Origin of the sequence: Echinicola rosea, from assembly GCF_005281475.1 — a bacterium.
Taxonomy (GTDB): domain Bacteria; phylum Bacteroidota; class Bacteroidia; order Cytophagales; family Cyclobacteriaceae; genus Echinicola; species Echinicola rosea.
In genome coordinates this window covers 5,686,821-5,704,554 of sequence record NZ_CP040106.1, presented here as the reverse complement: position 1 = coordinate 5,704,554, position 17,734 = coordinate 5,686,821, and the positions used below count along the sequence as shown (strand labels likewise).

15 protein-coding genes are annotated in these 17,734 nt (G+C 40.7%); 11 read left to right on the top strand and 4 right to left on the bottom strand.

Features of this window, described 5'->3' with window-relative positions; genetic code table 11:
• Positions 1–158: 158 nt before the first annotated feature.
• The 5 genes from FDP09_RS22170 to FDP09_RS22150 all read left to right on the top strand — a co-directional run bounded on the left by FDP09_RS22170 (position 159) and on the right by FDP09_RS22150 (position 3,622).
• A complete protein-coding gene (locus FDP09_RS22170) occupies positions 159–605 on the top strand; it encodes a molybdenum cofactor biosynthesis protein MoaE (protein WP_015267891.1) in 447 nt (148 codons plus the stop codon).
• Positions 606–695: 90 nt separating this feature from the next.
• The gene (locus FDP09_RS22165; RefSeq protein ID WP_015267890.1) at positions 696–1,343 is read left to right on the top strand and encodes a nucleotidyltransferase family protein; all 648 of its coding nucleotides are present in this window, start codon (positions 696–698) and stop codon (positions 1,341–1,343) included.
• Between the two features lie 845 nt (positions 1,344–2,188).
• Positions 2,189–2,659, top strand: a complete 471-nt coding sequence (locus tag FDP09_RS22160; protein ID WP_137404668.1) for a JAB domain-containing protein — start codon at positions 2,189–2,191, stop codon at positions 2,657–2,659.
• A 107-nt stretch (positions 2,660–2,766) separates the two neighbouring features.
• Positions 2,767–2,982, top strand: a complete 216-nt coding sequence (locus FDP09_RS22155; protein WP_137404667.1) for a hypothetical protein — start codon at positions 2,767–2,769, stop codon at positions 2,980–2,982.
• 403 nt (positions 2,983–3,385) lie between these two features.
• Positions 3,386–3,622 carry a hypothetical protein gene (locus FDP09_RS22150; protein ID WP_137404666.1) on the top strand — a complete coding sequence of 79 codons (237 nt, stop codon included), beginning with the start codon at positions 3,386–3,388 and terminating at the stop codon, positions 3,620–3,622.
• Positions 3,623–3,712: 90 nt separating this feature from the next.
• Here the strand turns inward: FDP09_RS22150 and FDP09_RS22145 are convergent, their stop codons facing one another.
• Positions 3,713–4,297 carry a Crp/Fnr family transcriptional regulator gene (locus tag FDP09_RS22145; protein ID WP_137404665.1) on the bottom strand — a complete coding sequence of 195 codons (585 nt, stop codon included), beginning with the start codon at positions 4,295–4,297 and terminating at the stop codon, positions 3,713–3,715.
• A gap of 315 nt (positions 4,298–4,612) precedes the next feature.
• On the opposite strand from FDP09_RS22145, the gene FDP09_RS22140 reads away from it, so the two are divergent.
• Together FDP09_RS22140 and FDP09_RS22135 are read left to right on the top strand one after the other, a co-directional pair.
• Complete coding sequence (locus FDP09_RS22140) at positions 4,613–5,050, top strand: MauE/DoxX family redox-associated membrane protein (protein WP_229683483.1); 438 nt, start codon at positions 4,613–4,615, stop codon at positions 5,048–5,050.
• A 256-nt stretch (positions 5,051–5,306) separates the two neighbouring features.
• Positions 5,307–5,576, top strand: coding sequence for a hypothetical protein (locus FDP09_RS22135; protein WP_015268157.1), 270 nt, complete (start codon positions 5,307–5,309; stop codon positions 5,574–5,576).
• A 53-nt stretch (positions 5,577–5,629) separates the two neighbouring features.
• On the opposite strand, the gene FDP09_RS22130 is transcribed toward FDP09_RS22135, so the two are convergent.
• Entirely contained in the window at positions 5,630–6,988 is a 1,359-nt protein-coding gene (locus FDP09_RS22130) for a RagB/SusD family nutrient uptake outer membrane protein (RefSeq protein ID WP_137404663.1), read from the bottom strand.
• 399 nt (positions 6,989–7,387) lie between these two features.
• Here FDP09_RS22130 and FDP09_RS23915 point away from each other — a divergent pair, with 399 nt between their 5' ends.
• Entirely contained in the window at positions 7,388–7,531 is a 144-nt protein-coding gene (locus FDP09_RS23915) for a hypothetical protein (protein ID WP_187328750.1), read from the top strand.
• Positions 7,532–7,704: 173 nt separating this feature from the next.
• On the opposite strand, the gene FDP09_RS22125 is transcribed toward FDP09_RS23915, so the two are convergent.
• Both FDP09_RS22125 and FDP09_RS22120 read right to left on the bottom strand, forming a co-directional pair.
• Entirely contained in the window at positions 7,705–10,917 is a 3,213-nt protein-coding gene (locus FDP09_RS22125; RefSeq protein ID WP_137404662.1) for a SusC/RagA family TonB-linked outer membrane protein, read from the bottom strand.
• A gap of 34 nt (positions 10,918–10,951) precedes the next feature.
• Entirely contained in the window at positions 10,952–12,304 is a 1,353-nt protein-coding gene (locus FDP09_RS22120) for a TlpA family protein disulfide reductase (RefSeq protein ID WP_015268153.1), read from the bottom strand.
• A 934-nt stretch (positions 12,305–13,238) separates the two neighbouring features.
• Here FDP09_RS22120 and FDP09_RS22115 point away from each other — a divergent pair.
• From FDP09_RS22115 to FDP09_RS22105, 3 genes are all read left to right on the top strand, one after another.
• A complete protein-coding gene (locus FDP09_RS22115) occupies positions 13,239–13,640 on the top strand; it encodes a helix-turn-helix domain-containing protein (protein WP_015268151.1) in 402 nt (133 codons plus the stop codon).
• Between the two features lie 107 nt (positions 13,641–13,747).
• Positions 13,748–15,769 carry an ATP-dependent nuclease gene (locus FDP09_RS22110; RefSeq protein ID WP_137404661.1) on the top strand — a complete coding sequence of 674 codons (2,022 nt, stop codon included), beginning with the start codon at positions 13,748–13,750 and terminating at the stop codon, positions 15,767–15,769.
• Positions 15,770–15,775: 6 nt separating this feature from the next.
• On the top strand, positions 15,776–17,521 hold the full coding sequence (locus FDP09_RS22105) for a UvrD-helicase domain-containing protein (protein WP_015268149.1): 1,746 nt from the start codon (positions 15,776–15,778) through the stop codon (positions 17,519–17,521).
• The last annotated feature ends 213 nt before the right edge of the window (positions 17,522–17,734 follow it).

The window sequence follows — 17,734 nt, the reverse complement described above, 5'->3', positions numbered from 1 at the left end:
CACATGAATGTTGGGCCAGTGAAGGAAGGCTGGACAATGGGTAAAGTCCATTCAGCCATGATGAATTTAAAGTGGCCTGGTTGGCCTGGATTGGAGACGGTGCTGTCGCACCACCTTAAAAGGAGCTGACTTTGGGAGAAAAAATAGATAATCAGTAAATGGAAAAAGCCAATAATATCAAAGACATATTTGTTAACGGAGCAATTCCCCCGGATAAAATAGCCAAGTCAATAGCCAATCATGGAGTCAAAACAGCCATAGGGGCACATTCAATATTTTTGGGACAGATCCGGACAGATGAAAATAATGGTAGGAAGGTGGTAGCCATTGAATATACTGCGTATAGAGATATGGCATTGGAGAAGGCAAGGGAAATTAGAGAAGAAACTTTTTCCAAATATGATCTTACCTGCTTACATATTTATCATAGCTTGGGAGAAGTGAATGTGGGCGAGATCTGCTTGTTTGTATTTACGTCCTCCCCTCACCGAAAAGCGGCAATAGCGGCCTGCAATGAATTGGTGGAACGGATCAAATCGGAACTTCCCATTTGGGGCAAAGAAGTATTTGATGACAATAGCGAGCAATGGAAAGTAAATCAGTAGTATAAATGGTATATAGGTGTAGTGCGATTTGCCTGAACTGATTTCCCTGATTATTTTATCGGAGTGTTAACAGGTACTTGAAGATAAATAATGAAAAATAAACAAATAATCAAGTCCGATAAAGAATCCTGTGATGTAAATACCGGGAAGTACGGTATCATTATTTTAGCTGCAGGCAATTCCATCAGGCTTGGAAAGGACAAACAAATGTTAAGGGTCCAAGGGGAAACTTTACTCAAGAGATCCTCAAAAAAAGCCTTGGCCGCAAAACCTGATCAAGTTGTGGTGGTGCTGGGGGAAAAGGCCCATTTACATCAAAAAGAATTACAGGGACTGGATCTTTCCATTGCTCTAAATTCTGGTTCCAGTGAGGGGATTGCTTCTTCTATTAGAATAGGGATAGACCATCTACAAAGCCTTTATCCTGCGATAGAATATGCCATAATAATGCTTTGTGACCAACCCTATGTCACCAGTGGGCATTTGAAGGGCTTAATAGATCTCCAATATCAATCAAAGGCAAAGATTGTCGCCAGCTTTTATGGCGGCCAGAAAGGAGTTCCTGCACTATTTCACAGGAGCTGTTTCCCACGCTTAATGGAATTAAAGGGCAATTCGGGAGCCAAACAATTATTTGCTGATTTTGAAGGTTTAGAAACGTTAGCGCTCTCTAAAGGTGAAGTGGATATAGATACCATGGAAGACTATTTGAATCTTATTGATAGGTTGGGAGTTTAAGGGATCTCTTCTAAAGTGGTTTTGGCTTATGAGCAACGATTTGGTATATGATCTTGATTGCCTTTTCGATACGTCTTCCGTAATTTCTTTTCTGCCAACCGAAATGTTGGGGAAATCAATAATCCAAAAATTCTAAGGGCCATAAAATTGACATCATTTGAGGCTATTGTCCCAATTTAAGTTTTTAATAAAAAAATACGCTTCGCACTTCAGGATCGGCCAATGAAATATAATGGCCAGAGCGACTTTTATATTGAAATTGCTATCCAAAGGAGAGTCCAAAGTAATATTGCCCAACAGGAATAGCTAATGGAATATTGGCATACTAGAGAGCCATACACAGAAAGGGAGTAGGACTGGTGCTTATCTTTGATATTGCTGAAGTTTTATTCAAATTATGGCAATTGGTTGATGAAATCCCATGCTTGATAATTTTTTTAAAATTTGGGCTGAACGGTTAAACCATTCATTTGAGGAGAGGTATCAAATGTGTTTTGGGCAGCCCCTACGGGCCGGGCTATCCGCTGTATCCCGGCAAGGCCGGGGATGCCGCTCCTATCCCTGCTGCATATTCCCAGACTTGATGGGAGGATTTGTCGATAGCCGTTATTTAACCTAACACTCCTCAAATAAAGCATATGATAATTCTTGAAAGGAGAGGGTATTTAATTATTCATTAATCACTGCACAAAGTTCGCTTTCGGGCAGCCGGGGCAGCCAAGAGTGTCCGGCATAAACACATGCTCCCCGCCAAGCCTTCATTTATTCCGTTGCCACTTGGCTTTGGTTGCCCTCAAGCGGGGCGGTGTCCATAATTAATTTCTAACCATCAAAAACGAAATGTTATGGATAGCAACAACAAAGACTTCGTATCCAGCCAAGTAGCAGAAATTGTACTAAGTTATAAGGCCAATTCAAAGGTTTCCCAAAAGCCCCAAATCACTTCTTCTTTGACCGCCAATAGGATTTTAAGGGCCAACTGGGATGAGTCGAAAATAGAATTTATTGAAGAGTTTAAGGTTATTCTACTAAATAGGGCTAACCGTGTCCTTGGAATTGTCAACGCTTCATCCGGTGGATCTGCAGGGACTGTGGTAGACCTGAAAATTATTTTTGGAGCTGCAGTGAAAGCATCTGCATCAGGAATGATCCTGGCTCATAATCATCCTTCAGGAACTTTGAAGCCTAGTGAACAGGATAAAAGACTAACGGAAAAAATGGTGAAAGCCGGGAAATTATTGGAGTTGCCGGTATTGGATCATATTATCATCACAACCGAAGGATATTATTCCTTTGCAGATGATGGAGGGCTGTAAGGTCCTTTTTTTATTCTTGCTTTAAGTGCTGCCCCCTTCGGTTTTCAGTGTGACCATTCCAGCCTTTCATGATCCACCTTTGGACTTTACCAAAACGATAAACAATCATGAAAGACCAAAGAGAACATCCGAATTTTACCGACCGAATTCCACCTACCATCGAAGAAGTGAAGGCCTATTTCCGGTTTATGAACATCCCGGATTCCGAGGCGGAAGTATTCTATTTTTACTATCAGGGACTGGACTGGAAAAGTGAGTCGGGAAGCCCCTTACGTGATTGGGTGATGGCAGCTGATCAATGGGTTTGGAATTTGGAAAATTGATCTCGGCATTCCAAAGGCCGATCATTTTAACTTGTTAAACGGAGGCCAGTTTGTCCCAATCCGGGGCCGCGATCCGGCGGCCAGCAAGATGTAGTTTTGTATACAAAACCCTCTTTTCAGCCTTCAAAGTCGGGGGAATGGTGCTCGGGACTCGCAGCTTTTTGATGGGAGGAAATCGGGGCCATAATGGGTGAAATGCGTTGTTGCTGATCCTTGTAAATAGTCAACTTTAACAGTTAAACTAGGATAGGAGAAACGGGGATCATCTGCTGTTTTTTATAACTGTTGCATCGGTATCCACTTCCCCTTTCTGCAAAGATATTCCGGTCAGGAAAACGGTCAAGGGCGAGATGAATGCTTCCTGCTGTCAGCACCCTTGACCTTTATTCCTTCCCGTTTTTATGTGGCATCTAAGAGGAGTGAATGGGGAGGTTTGGTCTTGACGGTCATCAAAAAGCAAAAGAGAGCTATTGCAAAGAGAAATTATCAAGGTTTTGAAGAAGTTATTGGGTGTCGTTTTGGACACCAGCAAGATGTAGGATTGTCTGACGCCATTCCCATCTTGGATTCCCCGTGTACTAGGGGAGCAAAATCCTTCGAAGGCGGATTTTTTGTTTTTGAGATAAAGGACAATAAGTGAAGTCCTGTTTTGTGAAAGATAGATTTTTTTTTAGAAATAGGTTAATTGACTTTTTATCAGGTAGGGGCTTCAATCATTACATGTGTTGCTTTATGGAAGCTGATTGATCAACTTGGTGATGGTGGCTGAGGAAGTATTGAATATAAAAGCCAGGTCTTTTTTGGAGAGAAAGGCCCTCTCTTCTTTGTATTGTTCCCAGAAAAATGGGAAGCCCTCATCGATGGGAAGCTGAAAGGATTTTAGGTATTTGTAGGTCTCTTCCAATAATTCCCTGTTGATCAAGGTGCTTAGGCGGCTGATTTCGGGCATTTCATTTAGAAGTGCGATTTCTGCTTCTTTTTTCAATGAAAAGCAAGAAACGTAACTCAGTGCCCTCAGGTAGAAAGGAGAATCGGATTGGTCAAAATAGGCATTTAGATCAGCGGCCACAGTACCTTCCATGAAAATCTTTACTCGGTAGTCACGTCCTTTCTTGGCAGGAAAAAGCAGGGCAGCTGTACCGGTATAAATAAAATGAGCGGATTGTTCTGGTTCATTCAGCTCACGAATGATTTCTCCTTTTTGAAAGGTGCTGACCTGAAGATAGGGCCTCAGGTTTCTGTATATCTCAGGACGTAATTTTATCAAATGGTCAAAAGCTTCTTTCAGCAATTCGGTCTTCAATACCTTCCCCATAATGCAAACAATTAGGTGAAACAATCATCATCATTCTGTTAAATCAAAACAGTAAATCATATCCAAAATACTAAGGGAGAGGTTTCCCTTCAAATATTCAAATACAAATTAGGGATGGTTTACCCTCTAAACAAGAAAATAGATTTATGTGGTAATTGATTGTAAATCAATGGTGTAATTTTTTTTAGGATCGGTTTTAGGTTTTACCTTCAAAAATACAAAGTCAAATGTATGGCCAGGTTTAGGAATGATTTCCTTAGACTTTATGGGCAATAAATCGAATAAGAAGATGCATAAAGGATGGATGGTGTTTTGATGGTAACTAATAAGAAGATCAATATAAACCGATGGGTATTTCAGGCGGCAGTGATTGCATTTGTTGTTTTATGGACAATGACGGGATTGGAAAAGCTGATAGGTTTTGGAGAATTTCAAGATGCCATACAGAACCAAACCCTTCCGGTCGGGATTTCCAGGAAGCTGGCTCCTTTGATAGTTTTCCTCGAACTATTATTTGTTCCTTTCTTACTGTTCAGGAAAACGCAAAAGTGGGGATTGTTGCTATCCATACTGCTGATGACGGTCTTTTCAACTTATATAGGACTTGTGTGGATGGGAGCATTTCCTAGGGTGCCCTGCTCTTGTGCAGGATTTATTGAATCCATGAGTTGGTCTCAGCATTTATTGTTCAACTTGACTTTTATCCTACTCGGAACGTTAGGCTTGATGATGAAAATAGAGGTTGAAAGTTAGGTGATCTGATCTCTGGGTTTAGGTGGACAACTGATGGAACTACTGAGCAGGAGTATTGAATAGCATATTACTATTAAATAACTAATAATTACAATTCAACAAAAAAATACTGCCCAATCTCTCGGGAGAAGGTGTTAGGTGAGATTTACTTTTTCTCTGGCAGTGAAAGGAGGAAGCCAAAAATCCTATAAAGAGTAGGCGAAAAGCAACCATAAACGTTAGGGGATTTTGATGGTTAAAAATCCCATTTTCAATAATGAAAAAGTTAATTAATAACATACCGTTGTTGGCATTTGTGCTGACAGCCATGACCGCGTTGACAATCAACCTCTCAGCAGAGGATGTGCAGGGAACCAAAGAGGCCCTGAACCCGAATACCCATACCTGGGAGGATATCACCAATCAGGAATTGGGGGTAGATTACAATTGTGATACGGAGGTCGATACGGACTGTACCCGTGAAATGGATGAGTTGGGACAAGAGGTTCCTGACTCGAGAGTGGAAGGCGAATTCAAGCCCATCTAAATTTAAAAACTATTTCAATTAGAAAAGCCAGAGGCCATGCCCCTGGCTTTTTTCTATCTTGGATTTTGTTTCATATCATTCAGCTGCAATTCATCCATGGGTATGGGATAGGCATATTTTGGACTACCTGGTTCCAAAGTGTAGATTTCCCCATCCAAGTCCCTAGTGACTGTTTTTTCATATTGGCTACCGGAAAATCTCCTCAAATCCTCCCAACGCAATCCTCGAAACACCAATTCCTTTCTTCGTTCTTCCAATATGCGCTCCAATAAAACCTCACCTGAAATCCCTGCTATAGGTTCAAACTTTCCGGCCTCAAATCGGTGCTCTAATAGATAGTTCAGATCTTCCAAAGCCTGCTCCTCATTGCCCAGTCTTACAGCTGCTTCTGCCCTGTTCAGCAAAAGTTCATCCGTGGCTATTCCATCAAACAAATAAAGATTACCCATATAGGTTCCCCTGAATTTGACATGGCCATCCTGATAGGCTTGGGTAAAGAACAGTGACTTTCTTAGGTCACCGGCTGCATAACTTTCATAGATTTCCGAAAGGATAAAAGTATCAGAAGAATAGCCTATTGAACCTGATGAAAAATAACTGCAATAGACCATTTCCTCATTAAGCCTCTTGAAACCAAAAGTATTACCCTGCTCTAAATTGGCATAATCCATCAGTTCATTTCCCAGTTCAAGTGCAAGTGAAGTGTAATCAAGCACTTTCTGATAATCCCCCATAGAAAGATAAACCCTCGCCAATAGCCCATAAACTGCTTGCTTGGAAGGTCTGGTGGCAATGGTCGCCCTTGAAGGCAATAAGTCCAATGCCGCTTCCAAATCTCCAATTACCTGGGCATAGCTATCTTCGATGGAAGACCTTTTTACCAGTTTATTAACATCAGCACTTAATTTTAAAGGGATACCCAATTCAGGATTTACCAGATGATAGGGCATGGTAAAAATCCTAAGGAGATTGTAAAAGGCACTTGAACGATAAAATAAAGCAGATCCCCTCAAACGGTCCCAGTCCACTTGCTCATTCGAATCTGGCACAATATCGTCGAGTTGTTCCAGGGCTACATTGGCATAAAAAACCTGTTCATAAAGGGCGTTCCAAGAAACAAACCTGCCTGTTGGAGAGATAATATCCGCCCAAACATGGGCATTACGGGTAATCTCATTCCAGCTTTCCCATTCTTGCTTGCTGATAAAATAATCATCTGAGGCTACCTCGCCCATATCGGAATTTCTGTTCATGATATATTCATTGTCCAATAGGGCTTGAATATCTTCGAGGTTATCAGGAACCACCAGATCGGTACTGGGCTTTTCATCCAGAAAATCCTGACAGGAAGACAATAAATGAATGATACTGATGATCATAATGGTGAGTATGGGGTTAGTTATGTTTTTCATTTGGTTAGATTTTATGTTAGATATTAGACACCAGACGCTAGACAAAAGACTTGTTACGGATTCTAGGTCGTATCATACCCGTCATTGCTGTTATGGTTTCCATGTCAATTAATTACCCCCTAAATCCCCCTTGAGGGGGACTTCTTGATATCGTAACCAAAATCGGTTCTTCCCCCTTCAGGGGAGGTTAGGAGGGGGTAAATTCTTTCTTATTTACTCTTTTATCCATCTTGCTACTATCATCTTGCTACTTTCTTCTAAAAAGAGTCCCGGTTTCCCGTCTGGAAACATTTCCCGCAGTTTATTAAGATGATGTATGATCACATATGAAGAAATTGCGCGGTAAGGGACTCGTTGATAGTAGCTAGATTTTAGTACATAGTAGCAAGACTTGTTCACGTGAGCGAGATTGTTACTTTTTCCGTCATTGCGAAGGATCTGCCCTGTCTGACGCAGTCAGGAGTGGCGGAGACTGTGGCAATCTCCTATTCCAAAGACGGGACTGCCACTCCGCTTGTGCGGATCGCAGTGACGGAGAAATAGGTGTTCTCGCCTCCGAATTCAATCTTTCCTCTTTTTTCTTTATTCTGTCTTGCTACTATCATCTTGCTACTTTTTACTTAAAGTAAGCCCCGCCCACCAAGATTTGCCTTTAATAATCAATCTGGTTTAAAATAAACATAGATTAGGGCGGACGGAGCTATATCTTTAGTGCTTTAGAAATCTATTTTCACTCCCAGAGCAATGCTCTTTAGTGGCTTTGCGGTGCTGAAATCGGGATCCAAAGGATCATCCTTTGCCGCCTTCCAAATGATCCCCAGGTTATTGGCATAGGCATATAGGGCCATTCTTTGGAAGGGTAGTTTGGGTGATGTCCTTTGGTCAAAGGTATATCCCAATCGAATATCCTGTAGTCTAATATGATCCCCTTTCTCCACCAGCACTGAGGAAAAACTATAGTAATTGTCTCTGTTGGCATTTAACCTGTCCGGCATGGAAGGAACATGGGTACTGGTTTCATCCCCCGGGTTTTGCCAACGCAGGGCAAAATCCCCATGTCCCCCTTGGGCATTGAGTACGGTGGAATATCGCACGCTGTTCCTCCTGTAATAGTAGCCCAAGCGATAACTGATATTAAAGGACAGGTTCCAGCCTTGCCAACTGAAATCATTTCTAAGTGCACCAAAATGGCTTGGCCTCGATGGTCCATGGTAAATCAAGCTTTCAGGTGTGGCTCCAGTGATGATGCCTCGATAATCATTGGAGGCTTCGCCGTCCAGATAGCCCAAGGGGTCTCCGGTATCCGGGTCCAGTCCTGCCCAAGCATAGCTATAAATAGCATAAAGCGGTTTCCCACTAAGTGGTATGGGCAAATCATGATCTCCGCCCATTCCCAATGAAAGGTATTGGTTCACAGGGCCCACCAACTCATAATCGCCGACCCTTTCCTTGATCCAAGAATGGAAATGATTGATGCGCCACTGGAAAGCTCCCCTGATCACTGAAGCACTGATATTAAAATCCAGGCCATGTGTTTGTGTACTGGCCGTGTTTCCCCTAAACTCCGTAATGCCGGAACTTGGGGCATAGGGTATATCCCCGATCAGGTCCAGTCCATTTTTGATATAATATTCCAAGGTGCCCGAAAACCTATCATCCTTCGATGCCCAGTCCAATCCCAGGTTGACGATCTTAATGCGCTCCCAGCTCAATGATGGATTGGGCGGGTTGAGGATGATTCCTTTGGGCAAACCTGTAATATTGCTGTTGCCGTTCCTTATGGCCGTAGTATAGGCAGAAACCCGCTTGTCAATATTGCCATTATAGCCATAGGTAAATCTCAGCTTGGCATAGGGCAGCCAATCTTTCATGGGATAGAAATCTTCCTCACTCAATATCCATGCAGCCCCAACAGACCAAAGCGGCACGCCCTTTTGGTTGGCATCTACCCCAAAGAGGTTGGAGGTATCCTTTCTGCCACTTACCGAAAGGGTATATTTCCCCTGATGGGTATAGGCAGAATTCAGGTAATAGCTAAGATAGCGGTCCACTGTCCCGCCTACCTGGTCCCCATTGGGAATGCGTAAGGAGGCAGAGGGGAAATAATACACTGGATAGGGATTGACATAGTCCATCTGGGCAATATTGCCCACCCGATAATTATATCCGTAAAAGCGGGTCCCAAGACTGGAACTTTCAAAGGACTTTACTTCTGCCCCTGCTATGGACACCCAGTCCCCTTGCTCCCAGTCCGTTTCATAGTTCAGCTGCGCCCGTCCGTTATGTGAAAAGCTTGAATATTGGGAACGGTCCAAAATCCCGCCCTCAGGAATGATGCGGGTAAGGTTTCCCTCTTCATCCACCTGTGTGTACTGGTTGACCCAGTCACGGGCATAATAACTTTTTTCACCATAATGCTGTTTAACTTCCTGCTCATTGGTCCAGTACTGGTAGGATACTTGGGCATTCAGGCCTTTGATGATTTTATAATCCAATCCAAGGTTCATACGGATATCCCTGCCTTGCAAAATATCGGATTGCTCATGGATGTCCTGCAAGGGATTATAGCGCCAGTCCAGCAGACCTTCAGCTTCAGCACCATCCAAAAATCCACCCCGGTAGTCCTTGGTGATGGCCATAGGATTACCATTTTCATCCCTGAACTGCACATAAGGGGCCAGCACATCATTGCTGGATTGCTTGAGTTCACCATAGGCCAGCCCATTGCGGTCTTTATGGGTTTTGGTGAAGTAGATACCTGTGCTTAGCTTTAGCCGATCCTTCAGTAGCTTGATTTCCTGTTTTCCTCCCAGGGTAAAGCGTTCCATGCCCCTGTACTTGACGGTCTCCAGGTTCTTATCCCAACCTGCTGTCAGGAAATAACTTTGTCTTTCGCTGCCACCGGAGATATTCAGGGCGTATTGTTGATTGATGCTTTTTCGGTAAAAATCCCTCAAGTATGCCTCCCGCAGATCCTGTTTTCTGTAGGCAGCTATGCGAGCATCCGCTATTGACTGGTCGATTTCCCCATCCCTAGCAGCGATCAAGGTTTCCACTACAGGACTTAGCGCTGTCTTTCTGGGCGTGTTTTCTTTGGAATTATAAAATCCCCTGTCAAAAAGCATCAGCTCGGTATCTATAAAATCATTTACCGACATCTGGGGCTGGTAATAAGGATCAAAGACCTCTCCGATTGTAATATTGCTGTTCAGGGAAACCTTGGGCTTACTGCCTATCCGGCCGCTTTTGGTGCTGATCACGATCACCCCATTGCCGGCCTTTACTCCCCAGATGGAAGCGGCAGCTGCATCCCTGAGTACATTGATGCTTTCCACATCATTGGGGTTGATGTTCTCTATGGGACCATCATAGGGAAAGCCATCCACTATGATCAATGGGCTGCTATTGGCAAATAGGGTGCTTCTGCCACGGATGGAAAGAGCATCAGATGCAGGGCCATTTCGGTTAAATATCAGTCCCGGCGTCACGTCCCCAAGCCGCTCAAGAATGCTAGTGCTAACAGGGCGCTCGATCAGGCTGCTGTCCAGATGGACAAAAGAGCCAGTGGCCCGCTCCTTGGAAATTTGCTGGTAACCCGTGGAGACCACTTCCACGCCTTCCAGTCCCATTGCTTCTTTTTCCAGTTTTACGATCAGCTCCTCCTCCAAGGGTAGGCTAATGTCCCTGCTTTGTCTTTGGTAGCCCAAATAGCTGGATACTATACGGAGCTCAGATTTAGCTACCTGAAGTGAAAAAACTCCGTATTCATCCGTCACCGTTCCCTTTCCACTATCCGCTATCTGTATGGTCGCCCCAATCAACGGCACATCCCGATGGTCCAAGACCTTCCCCTTGAGGATATAGGTCTCCTGTGCCATGGCCATTCCGGACCACAGCCAACAAATTATCCATGGTATAATCTTTTTCATATTTGTGATTTTATTAGGGTTAAAAATTTATTTGTCATTGACCCCGATCCCTGATGACCAGCATCTTGATGGGCATGACCTTTTTGACCAGGTCCAAGCCATAGGGAGCAAGGGTCTTCCTGATACTTTCCAGGTCATTCATCTTGCCCTCCAATTGGATATCTACCCTATACTCAATCCCCGTATCATCCACGATGGGAATCCTCATGAGTTGAAGATGGAAACGCCAGTGATAGGGGAGCAGTCCTATTCGCTCATTGTTCAGCTCGAGTCCAAAAGCATCCATTTCTATCTTTCTTTCTCCACCATCTGTTCTCAGGTCAATGGATGTATCCGTCCGGACCAAGGCCAATACCTCGGTATCCCTCATCTCCACAGCTGCCCAGTATTCGGGGAACATCCTTTCCAGGTCCGCTTTCATGATATCATATTCCTGCCCAGGGTATTGGGGAGATACGATAAGCTCATAGCAGAAACGATGGTCCAGCTTCCATTCATCATAATTGTCCAGATCGGCATTGTATTTTAGCAAGTCCGGTTCCTTTACTTCCAAAATCCTTCGATTGCGGTTGAAGTCCACCTTCCCCGCACCATAGGCAAGCCCGAAATAGGTGGGCAGGTCGGAATTGGTCAGGAAGATGCGCATCCAGCTTTTATCGGATTCCCCCGTGACCTTGTACATCGCCGGCATGCCCTCGATATAGGGCATAAAAACCGACTGCAGTAGAATCCGCTTGTCCTCATCAAATCCTCTGTTCCCGAAAAACAGCAGTTCATTCCTTTTAAAAAGGGCCTTGGGAGCTGATTTGCTTTCCAATTCTTTTACTCCCTCCAAAACTTGTCTGATACTGTCCCGAACCACCGATTCCTTAGAGGTAAAGGCCATTACCTTGCCCTCAGGGTCTATCCATACATAATGGGGCAAGGTCCTGTGTGGAAATAGCTGCCGTAAGGTATTGTCCGAAATCGCCATGGGCATCTCGATATCCTTTAGCACCTTCAATCGTGAAAAAAGTTTGTCCACTTCCTCCTGATCTTGGTAGGTTACTGGCAGGATTTCCAGCTTCCCCTCAAACTCCCGCCGTAAGCTATCCATCTTCGGAAAGCCTTTCACACAGGGCGCACACCAAGTGGCCCAGAAGTCCAGGATCAGCAGCTTGCCCTGGTAATCGGACAGTTGTATTTCCCCTTCAGGGTGATTGATAACATTTTTCACCAATAAGTCAGGCATCAGCTCACCCACCTTAAGTTCCTTCACCTGCAGGGAGACGGTATCGCCTACCGCCCCCGCAGGTGGGGTGCCTGCAACTTCCAATTGATTTCCATATAGATTGCTTCCGAAAAGGCATAGGTATGCCAGGAAGCAGTTTTTCGTTAACGCTTTCATAGTTATTAAGGTCTTTGTAGAAATATTGGAATACCTAAGGAGTCTCCTTAGGAGTAGCTAGTATTGAGTCGTGAGTATGGAGACTCGTTTTCGGAGTCGAGAACGTCCACTATCCGTCATTGCGATGACCAGAGGGAAGAAGCAATCCCGCCTTTGAAATACGATAGTTCCGCAGTCGTCTTTATGGTCTCCTTCGCAACGACGGATAAAATTCAACCTCGTAAACGAAACCTAATCTAGCTACTAACATCTAGCTACTAGCTACTCCAATAGCTTCTACATTTATAAGAAATTGATTTAATCCCAGTGCTTATAAAGCTCTAGGCCAGGCTGCCCTACCAGACGCCAATGATCTTCCGGAGGATCACTTGACGAATGCAGCCAACGAATTTTGTAGTCTTGAGTAACTAGTCATGAGTCATGAGCTCAATTGTTCTAACTACTCCATTTCGTAAAAATTGATACCGATTTTAGGTTCGATAGTATTTTAGGAAATTCGGTATCGGTATGTGATTCATATTCAGTAGCAAGTAATTAGTATAGCTTCCGTGAACAAAAGCTCCAGACTCCCTACTCAATACTCCCTACTAATTTTATATTGGATTCTTCGGTTTACGTTCGAAAAGTATATCGTACTTGGAGATGCCAGGCAGGATATCAAAGGAACGGTTATCATAATAGCATACCATAGCTTGCTCCTCAGGTTTTAATAATCTGAGCAGTAAGGAGGTGGCATTATGTGATCCGAAATGAACCATACACAATTTTACAGGAATGGCTTTGAAAAGCCTTAAAAACATAGTAGTTTCGTTATATATCTTAGTAGTTTAAAACAACTAGGAATTGGAATAATCCATATTTCATGCTAAAACACTTTTAAAAACTACAGGAAGTATGGTTATTTTTGTATATTGAATATAAATTCAAGCATCATATGAAGGAGGAAAATGGAAGCGAGTTTACAGTACTCGAGAACAAGAATATAGGTAGAAACTTTTCTGCTTTTCGTAAACTAAGGGACAAGAAAGCTTTAGAGGTGGCTGATTATTTGGGTATGTCAGAAGCCAACTATACCAAATATGAGCGTGGAGAGAATAAAATTACGATTGATCTTATTCAGAAGGTTGCTGAATTCTTGAAGGTGGATCCACTTCAGATTGTTTCCAGTCAACCAGGACATGTAATAGAAAATCTTACCGGTTCCCCTGTTGCAATACAAACTAATAGTACCTTTCAAACTACTAACGAAAAGCAAAATGAAATGATGCTCACGCTTATGCAAGAGATTGTTGAAATGAATAAGGCATTACGGAAAATGATAGAGGATAAGAAGTAATTTAGGATAGATTTTATGAGTGAAACTGTTGAAAAATACCCCATATGGGGTATTTTTTTTGTTTTATGTAACCCTTAGTTTTAAGGGGTGCATTGAAAATCTATTATATGAAAATCGAAAAAGTAGAAATAAATAACTTTAGGCTATTAAAAAACACTAGTCTTTCATTGCAAGAAAAAACAACCGTTATTGTTGGTCGTAACAACTCTGATAAAACATCATTAACTGAGATATTCAGACGCTTCTCAAAACGAGATAGGTTTAAATTGGAAGATTTTAGTCTTAGTTCATTTCCTGATTTTTCTAGAGCTTTAAAAGCAAATTTAGCCCAAGAAAAGGATTCAGCAATTCGAGAAATTCTTCCAAGTATCGATATAATATTGATAGTTAACTATTTGGAGAATAAAGACGATTACGGAGTACTAAGTAATTTCATTATTGATTTAGATGAAAATTTAACAAATACACAAATTAAAATTTCATATAGATTACAAGATGGAAAGATAGATAGCTTTTTTTCAGGTATGACTGATGAAAAAGCTCCTGATTTCTTTGATATCATTCGGGAAAGAATTCCCATGTATTATGACTTTGAGGTAATTGCAATTGATTTAAAAGACCCTGATAATACTGCAAAAACTGAATTTGAAAACTACAAAAGATTAATTCGAACAGATTTTATTAATGCACAACGTTGGCTTGATGATGAAACTATAAAGGAAAACGATGTACTGGGAAAAGTACTAAGTAGCATTTTTAGCAATGCATCTAAAGAATCTGCACCAGAAGAAATGCAGAAAAAATCGAAAGAGCTTGATGAAGTTGTAAAACAAATACAAACAACGGTTGATTCTGATTTTAACACTAAAGTAAAAGCCTTAATTCCTGCTCTGAATATTATGGGATATCCAGGATTAAGTGACCCAAACTTTACTACAAAAACATCTTTTGATGCTAAAACTATTATTGAGAAAAACACCAAACTTCTATATGAGAAAGCTCATGGGATTACTCTACCGGAAACATATAACGGATTAGGTTCTAGAAACCTAATATTTATCTTGTTTCATTTATTTGACTATTTCAGACAATTTCAATCGGATGAAATACAACCAAAAAATCATGTAATCTTTATTGAAGAACCTGAAGCACACCTTCATCCTCAAATGCAGGAAGTATTTATCCGAAAGCTATATGAGATAGCAGATACTTTCTCTACACAGCTGAATGGAGGAAAAAAATGGCCAGTTCAATTTATAGTAACGAGCCATTCTACACACATTGCAAATGAAGCTGAATTTGATTCCATACGCTATTTTCTTACAAAAGGAACTGAAGATTTACAGACTTATATAAAAGACCTAAATGAGGAATTTAGTAAACCGGATAACGAAAAGGACAAAAACTTTATTCATAAATATTTAACGCTTACTAAATGTGATTTATTCTTTGCTGATAAGGCTATTCTAATTGAAGGGCCAACAGAAAGGATTCTAATGCCTGAATTTATAAAAAAACTAACTACGGCAAATCTAAACAGTCAGTTTATTTCAACGGTAGAGATTGGAGGTGCATATGCTCATCATTTTTATAAATTTCTTGATTTCCTAGAGTTAAAAACATTAATTATAACAGACCTCGATTCTACTAAACATAAACAAACTGACAAAGGGATTAAATACGAAGCATGCCAAGTTTCTGCTGGTGAAAAATCAAGCAACACAGGAATAATTAAGTGGTTCAGTTATAAGGACGATGAAGGTAATGATAAAGAAAATGTTGATTTATCTGAAATACGCACAAAAGTTCTAGAAGATAAAATTCAAGGCACTAGGAGAATAGCTTACCAAATTGATGAAGAGGTAAGAGAGTGTTGCGGTAGAAGTTTTGAAGATGCCTTTATTATTACAAACCCGACACTTTTTGGTATAGCTGAAACCAAAGGCAAAGCTTTAGAAGCAAAAGCATTTGAAGAAGCTAAAAAGTATACATCTAAAAAGACTGATTTTGCAATCAAATATGCTTATGTGGAATCAAAATGGGAAATTCCGCTTTATATTAAGGAAGGGTTAACATGGTTGTCTGAAAATGAATCGGATAAGGTTTTGAGTACAGATGTGATTAAATAATTGATTATGAATAGTCCAGCTGAAAAAGCATCAGAAGAGACATTAAAGAAAATCTACCTTGCGTTAGATAATGGAAATTCATTTCGTGTTGAAGCAGGTGCAGGTGCGGGTAAAACTTACTCTTTAATAAAAGCTTTACATTATTTGATAGAACATAAGTCAGCAGAGCTTCAAAAAGGATTTCAGAGAATTGCTTGTATAACATACACGAATGTCGCTACTGAAGAGATTAGAAATCGAATTGATAACCACCCATCGGTTTTTGTTGATACTATACATGGGTTTTGTTGGTCAATATTACAAGGGTTTCAGGCTCAAATGAGGGCTCAGATTGAATTAATAGGTGACGAAAAACTTATAGAAAAAATAGAGGACGCGGGAGGGCTAAGAAAACAAAAAATTGTATATGATTTAGGATATCGTAGTGCAACAGAAAAGGAAATCTTTATTCATCATGACAATGTGATTCAGTTATTCACTGCATTACTTTCCAAAGAAAAATTCAGAAGTATTCTTAAAAATCAATATCCAATTATTTTTATTGATGAATACCAAGACACAAATGAAGAGTTAGGAAAAGCAATAATATCAAATTTGATTGAATCAAAGTCTGATATGCAAATAGGATTATTTGGAGACCATTGGCAGAAAATTTATGAAAATGGTATTGGTGGAATGGTATCCGTTGATATTGAGGAAATAGGTAAAAAGGCAAACTTTAGGTCTGAAAAGAATTTAGTTAAATTTCTAAATAGGATGCGCCCAGGACTCCCTCAAATGGAAAAAGACCCATCTTCTGCTGGAGAAGTTAAAATCTTTCATTCAAATAATTGGATTGGTGTGAGGAGAGATGGTAAAGGAGGTGGACATTGGACAGGAGATTTGCCAGAGGCTGAAGCAGGTAATTATTTTAGAGCAGTAAAAAATAAGTTGATACAGGAAGGTTGGGAGTTTTCATTTGAAAAAACTAAAATTCTAATGCTTACTAATTCTGTTCTCGCTAGAGAACAAGGTTATAGCGGAATAACTAAAGTATTTAGGTTTTCAGATGATTATCTAAAAATGCAAAATAAATACATTGATTATTTTGTAAATATACTAGAACCAGTTTCAGAGTCATTCAGCAAAAAGAAATATGGTGAAATGTTAAAAGCGATTGGCATAAGAACACCAAGATTGAAAAACCATAGTGATAAGAAAGTTTGGAATGATAGTTTAAGCAAATTAATTAAAAATCGAAATTCTGGAACTATAGGTGATGTAATAGATTGTTTAGCCGAAACTCAAAAGCCTCGTTTGTCATCGAAAATTGAAGAATCTGAAGAGAAATATTCTAAACTCAAAGATTTAACCGAATTTGAGGATGAAGCAGACAAAAAACTTGTTTCAAAAATTAAAAAACTTAAATCTGTAAAATATTCAGAGGTCATTGAACTAGCTAAGTATATTGATGATAAAACCCCATTTTCAACAAATCATGGCGTAAAAGGAGCGGAATTTGAAAATGTATTGGTCATATGTGGTAGAGGATGGAATAAATACAATTGGAACCAGTTTCTTACCTGGGCAAACGATGGAGTTCCTGATGATAAGAAAGAATCTTTTGAACGTAATCGTAACCTTTTTTATGTTTCTTGTTCCAGACCTAAGAAAAGATTAGCAGTTTTATTTACACAAGAATTGTCTAGTTCAGCTATGGCAACATTAAACAAGTGGTTTTTACCAGAGAATATTTTCCCAATAATAATATAGACCAATATTCATTTTTCATGAGAAATCAGCTTTAGTTCTAAATCTTAAAACGAATTTGTTATATCGTAGGAATTAAGTAATTACTTGTTATCTTCTAACTCTGAAAATCTTCATGGATTTTCGGAATCGTGTATACTTGCTAAGTATAAGTACTAAATCATGCAACTACTCCTAGCCGGTACATTTAAACTCGAATTACAACATACCTACCTT

Coding starts and splice junctions, on each gene's coding strand:
- FDP09_RS22170 (WP_015267891.1), top strand. CDS start 159: ATGGAAAAAGCCAATAATATCAAAGACATATTTGTTAACGGAGCAATT.
- FDP09_RS22165 (WP_015267890.1), top strand. CDS start 696: ATGAAAAATAAACAAATAATCAAGTCCGATAAAGAATCCTGTGATGTA.
- FDP09_RS22160 (WP_137404668.1), top strand. CDS start 2,189: ATGGATAGCAACAACAAAGACTTCGTATCCAGCCAAGTAGCAGAAATT.
- FDP09_RS22155 (WP_137404667.1), top strand. CDS start 2,767: ATGAAAGACCAAAGAGAACATCCGAATTTTACCGACCGAATTCCACCT.
- FDP09_RS22145 (WP_137404665.1), bottom strand. CDS start 4,297: ATGGGGAAGGTATTGAAGACCGAATTGCTGAAAGAAGCTTTTGACCAT.
- FDP09_RS22140 (WP_229683483.1), top strand. CDS start 4,613: ATGGTAACTAATAAGAAGATCAATATAAACCGATGGGTATTTCAGGCG.
- FDP09_RS22135 (WP_015268157.1), top strand. CDS start 5,307: ATGAAAAAGTTAATTAATAACATACCGTTGTTGGCATTTGTGCTGACA.
- FDP09_RS22130 (WP_137404663.1), bottom strand. CDS start 6,988: ATGAAAAACATAACTAACCCCATACTCACCATTATGATCATCAGTATC.
- FDP09_RS22125 (WP_137404662.1), bottom strand. CDS start 10,917: ATGAAAAAGATTATACCATGGATAATTTGTTGGCTGTGGTCCGGAATG.
- FDP09_RS22120 (WP_015268153.1), bottom strand. CDS start 12,304: ATGAAAGCGTTAACGAAAAACTGCTTCCTGGCATACCTATGCCTTTTC.
- FDP09_RS22115 (WP_015268151.1), top strand. CDS start 13,239: ATGAAGGAGGAAAATGGAAGCGAGTTTACAGTACTCGAGAACAAGAAT.
- FDP09_RS22110 (WP_137404661.1), top strand. CDS start 13,748: ATGAAAATCGAAAAAGTAGAAATAAATAACTTTAGGCTATTAAAAAAC.
- FDP09_RS22105 (WP_015268149.1), top strand. CDS start 15,776: ATGAATAGTCCAGCTGAAAAAGCATCAGAAGAGACATTAAAGAAAATC.